Source organism: Streptomyces sp. NPDC007162, from assembly GCF_040634175.1.
In the GTDB taxonomy this organism is placed as follows: Bacteria; Actinomycetota; Actinomycetes; order Streptomycetales; family Streptomycetaceae; genus Streptomyces.
In genome coordinates, this window is record NZ_JBEYFC010000635.1 from 1 (window position 1) to 4,410 (window position 4,410).

Below are 4,410 nucleotides of genomic sequence, written 5' to 3' on the forward strand. Positions count from 1 at the left end.
GTCGTCAACGCCGCCTGGGACCTGGCCGCCAAGCGGGCGGGCAAGCCGGTGTGGCGCTTGCTGGGCGAGATGTCGCCGGAGGAGCTGGTCGCCCAGGTCGACTTCCGCTGGCTGTCCGACGCGCTCACCCCCGACGAGGCGCTGGAGATCCTGCGCCGGGCCGAACCCGGCCGCGAGCGGCGCATCGGCCACCTCCTCGACGAGGGCTATCCCGCCTACACCACCACCCCCGGCTGGCTCGGCTACTCCGACGAGAAGCTGGCCCGCCTCGCCCGTGAGGCCGTCGCGGACGGCTTCACGCAGATCAAGCTGAAGGTGGGCGCCGACCTGCAGGACGACATACGGCGCCTGCGCACCGCCCGCGAGACCGTCGGCCCGGACATCCGGATCGCCGTGGACGCCAACCAGAGATGGGACGTCCAGCCCGCCATCGACTGGATGCGGGCCCTGGCCCCCTACGACCCGTACTGGATCGAGGAGCCCACCTCCCCCGACGACATCCTCGGCCACGCCGCCGTCCGCAGGGCGCTCAGCCCCATCAAGGTCGCCACCGGCGAGCACATCGCCAACCGGGTGGTGTTCAAGCAGCTGCTGCAGGCCGGCGCGGTCGACATCGTGCAGATCGACTCCGCCCGCGTCGGCGGCGTCAACGAGAACATCGCCATCCTGCTGCTGGCCGCGAAGTTCGGCGTGCCCGTCTGCCCGCACGCCGGCGGCGTCGGCCTGTGCGAGATGGTGCAGCACCTGTCGATGTTCGACTACGTCGCCGTCTCCGGCACCACCGAGGACCGGGTCATCGAGTACGTCGACCACCTGCACGAGCACTTCGTCGACCCGGTCCGCATCGTCGACGGCCACTACCTCGCCCCGACGCTGCCCGGACTGAGCGCGCAGATGCACCCCGCCTCCCTCAAGGAGTACAGCTACCCCGACGGCCCGGTCTGGTCCGCCCGTGTCTGAACCGCTGCCCCTGGTCGACGCCCACCACCACGTGTGGGACCTGGACCGCCGGCCCCAGGCCTGGCTGGAGGAGCCCGGCCTTGAGCCGATCCGCCGCAGCCTCGGCGTCGAGGACCTGCGACGAGCCGCCGACCGGCCCCTGACGGGACGCCGGCTGACGAGCACGGTGGTCGTGCAGTGCGTCACCTCCGTGGCGGAGACGGCGGAGCTGCTCGACCTCGCCGCCACGGAGCCGCTGGTCGGCGCGGTGGTCGGCTGGGCGGACCTGACCTCCCCCGCGGTCGGCGACGTACTCGACGAACTGCGCTCCGGGCCCGGGGGCGGGTATCTGCGGGCCCTGCGCCACCTGGTGCAGGGGGAGTCCGACCCGGAGTGGCTGCAGCAGCCGTCCGTCGAGCGGGGCCTGCGCGCCGTACGGGACCGGGGCCTCGGCTACGACGTGCTCATCCGCAGCCACCAGTTCGACCAGGCGATCCGCCTCGCCCAGCGCTTCCCGGACCTCCCGCTCGTGCTGGACCACGCGGGCAAACCGCCCGTCGGACAGCCCACGCTGCCCGACTGGATGCGCAAGGTGCGCGAGCTGGCGGGCCACCCGCAGGTGCGGTGCAAGGTCTCCGGACTGATCACCGAGGCCGACCACGACAGGTGGACGCTCGACGACATCCGCCCGGTGTGGGACACCCTGCTGGCCGCCTTCGGCCCGGAGCGGCTGATGTTCGGCTCCGACTGGCCGGTCTGCGTCCTCGCCGGAGGCTGGGCCCGCTGGGCGGCCGCCGCCGAACAACTGCTGGACGACTGCTCACCGCAGGAGAGGCGGGCGGTGCTCTGCGACGCGGCGACCGCCTTCTACCGGCTGTCCGACCACGAGAACGACACGTAAGGAGAGCACTGCGTGCTGCTGACCGAACTGCTGCACCCCGGCATCCTCGAAGCGCTGGCCGGAGCCGGGCACGGCGCCCGTGTCCTGCTCGCCGACGGCCACTACCCCGCCAGCACCGCCGTCGGCGAACGAGCCAGGACCGTCCACCTCAACCTGGCACCCGGCACCCTCGACGTCACTACCGTCCTGGACGTGCTCCTGCGCGCCCTGCCCGTGGAGGCGGCGCAGGTGATGGTGCCGCCCGAGGGCGAGCCGGAGCCGGCGGCCATCGCCGAGTACCGGTCCCGACTGGCGCCGGTGCCCGTCGACACGCTCGGCCGCTTCGCGTTCTACGACGCCGCCCGCTCCCCCGACCTGGCACTCGCCGTCGTCACCGGTGACACCCGTACCTACGCCAACCTGCTGCTGACCATCGGCGTCCGCGCAGAAGGGACCCTGACCCCACGATGACTCTCGCCGTCCGCTACATCGCGGCCCGCACCCTGGACACCGCGCCCGCGGCCGGCTCCGAGCCCGGCCCCGGCGAAGTGGAACTCGCTCCCGCCTACGTCGGCATCTGCGGAACCGACCTGCACATCTTCCACGGCGACATGGACGCCCGGGTCGCCGCGCCCGCCGTCCTGGGACACGAGATGGCCGGACGGATCGTCCGCGTCGGACCCGGCGTCGAGGACTGGCACCCCGGCGACGCGGTCACCGTGATGCCGCTGCGCTGGGACGACACCTGCCCGGCCTGCCGCGCCGGCCACCAGCACATCTGCCAGCACCTGGACTTCATCGGCATCGACTCCCCCGGTGCCATGCAGCAGCGCTGGACCGTGCCCGCCGCCGCCCTCATCCGCCTGCCCGACTCCCTCCCGCTGGACCAGGCCGCGCTCGTCGAACCGACGGCGGTCGCGGTGCACGACGTGGGCCGGGCGGCGGTGAAGGAGGGCGAGAAGGCCGTCGTGGTCGGCGGCGGACCCGTCGGAATCCTCATCGCCCTGGTCGCCCGCGCCGCCGGCGCCGAGGTACGGGTGGTCGAACTCAACGCCCACCGCAGGCTGCTCGCCGAGGAATTGGGCCTGAGGACCTGGGACCCGGCCGCAGCCGACATCACCGAACTCGTCCAGCAGTGGGCGGGCGAGGCAGGAGCGGACGTCGCCTTCGAGGTCTCCGGCGCGGCGGGCGGCGTGGACACCGCCGTCGACGTCCTCGGCGTGCGCGGCCGGCTGTGCCTGGTCGCCATCCACCCACGGCCCCGCGAGGTCAACCTGCACCGCTTCTTCTGGCGTGAACTCACCCTCGTCGGGGCCCGGTTGTACGACCGCGGCGACTTCGAGCGGGCCGTCGCCCTGGTCGCCGACGGCACGATCCCCGCTCAGCGCCTGATCACCAAGATCGTGCCGCTGACCGAGGCGCCGGCCGCCTTCGAGGCGCTGGAGAGCGGCGGAGACGTGATGAAGATCCTCGTGGACTGCACCGACGACACCCGGGGAGCCACCGCATGAGCGCCTTCGACCTCACCGGGAAGCTCGCCGTCGTCACCGGCGCCCGCCGCGGCATCGGCCAGGCGATGGCCCGGGCGCTCGCCCGGGCCGGCGCGGACGTGATCGGTGTCAGCGCCAACCTGGAACAGTCCGGGAGCCAGGTGGAGAAGGACGTCCTTGCGGCCGGGCGTTCCTTCGAGGCGATCCGCACCGACTTCGCCGACCCCGACGCCGTCCGCGCTCTGGGCGAGGAACTCGCCGGACGCGAACGCCCCGTGGACATCCTGATCAACAACGCGGGCACCATCCGCCGCACCCCGGCCGCCCAACACAGCGACGCCGACTGGGAGTTGGTGCTCCAGGTCAACCTCACCGCGCAGTTCGCGCTCACCCGGGCCGTGGGCGCCGGCATGGTGGCCCGCGGACACGGCAAGGTCGTCTTCACCGCCTCCCTGCTCAGCTACCAGGGCGGCATCACCGTCCCCGGCTACACCGCCGCCAAGCACGGCATCGCCGGACTGACCAAGGCGCTGGCCAACGAGTGGGCGCCGCACGGGGTCAACGTCAACGCCATCGCCCCCGGCTACATCGCCACCGACAACACCCAGGCCCTCCAGGACGATCCGGCCCGCAGCAAGGCCATCCTGGAGCGCATCCCCGCCGGACGCTGGGGCACCGCCGACGACCTCGCCGGCGCCACCGTCTTCCTCGCCTCGCCCGCCTCCGACTACATCCACGGCACCACCCTGCCCGTCGACGGCGGATGGCTCGGACGATGACGGGGGACCTGGCCGCCGTACTGGCGGGGGCGCGTCTGCTGCCCGTGCTCACCGTGGCGTCCGTCGCGAGTGCCGGCCCCCTGGCCGACGCACTCGCGGCGGGCGGCGCCCGCTGTGCGGAGGTCACCTTCCGCACGCCGGACGCCGAGCGGGTCGTGAAGGCGATGGCGGCGCACGGCGCTCTGACCGTCGGCGCCGGGACCGTGCTCACCGCGGAGCAGGCGGAACGCTACCAGCCGGCGGGCGCGACCGTCGAGGTGGGCGGCGACTGGTTCGACGTGATCCCGCTGGAGGGCGGCCGCACGGCGCTCGTGGTGGGGGA

Annotated in this window: 5 protein-coding genes and 1 pseudogene; all 6 read left to right on the forward strand. The window is 73.2% G+C overall.

Translation table 11 applies throughout. The features are described from left to right. A partial coding sequence (locus ABZ646_RS40965) for an enolase C-terminal domain-like protein (protein WP_360531178.1) occupies positions 1-960 on the forward strand: 960 nt, incomplete at its 5' end. Further along, entirely contained in the window at positions 953-1,840 is an 888-nt protein-coding gene (locus ABZ646_RS40970; protein ID WP_360531181.1) for an amidohydrolase family protein, read from the forward strand. The genes ABZ646_RS40965 and ABZ646_RS40970, both read left to right, overlap by 8 nt. Positions 1,841-1,852: 12 nt before the next feature. Beyond that, the gene (locus ABZ646_RS40975) at positions 1,853-2,290 is read left to right on the forward strand and encodes an RbsD/FucU family protein (RefSeq protein WP_294002224.1); all 438 of its coding nucleotides are present in this window, start codon (positions 1,853-1,855) and stop codon (positions 2,288-2,290) included. After that, on the forward strand, positions 2,287-3,330 hold the full coding sequence (locus tag ABZ646_RS40980; protein WP_360531185.1) for an alcohol dehydrogenase catalytic domain-containing protein: 1,044 nt from the start codon (positions 2,287-2,289) through the stop codon (positions 3,328-3,330). Before ABZ646_RS40975 ends, ABZ646_RS40980 begins: the two co-directional genes overlap by 4 nt. After that, positions 3,327-4,088 (forward strand): SDR family oxidoreductase, encoded by a 762-nt coding sequence (locus ABZ646_RS40985; protein WP_360531188.1) that lies wholly within the window; start codon positions 3,327-3,329, stop codon positions 4,086-4,088. The genes ABZ646_RS40980 and ABZ646_RS40985 overlap by 4 nt, the downstream gene beginning before the upstream one ends. Continuing rightward, positions 4,085-4,410, forward strand: a pseudogene (locus ABZ646_RS40990) (hypothetical protein); the annotation flags it as partial. The gene ABZ646_RS40985 and the pseudogene ABZ646_RS40990, both read left to right, overlap by 4 nt.

Bases quoted from the DNA above. Each gene is read 5' to 3' on its own strand.
- ABZ646_RS40985 (WP_360531188.1), top strand. From the start codon at position 3,327: ATGAGCGCCTTCGACCTCACCGGGAAGCTCGCCGTCGTCACCGGCGCC.
- ABZ646_RS40980 (WP_360531185.1), top strand. From the start codon at position 2,287: ATGACTCTCGCCGTCCGCTACATCGCGGCCCGCACCCTGGACACCGCG.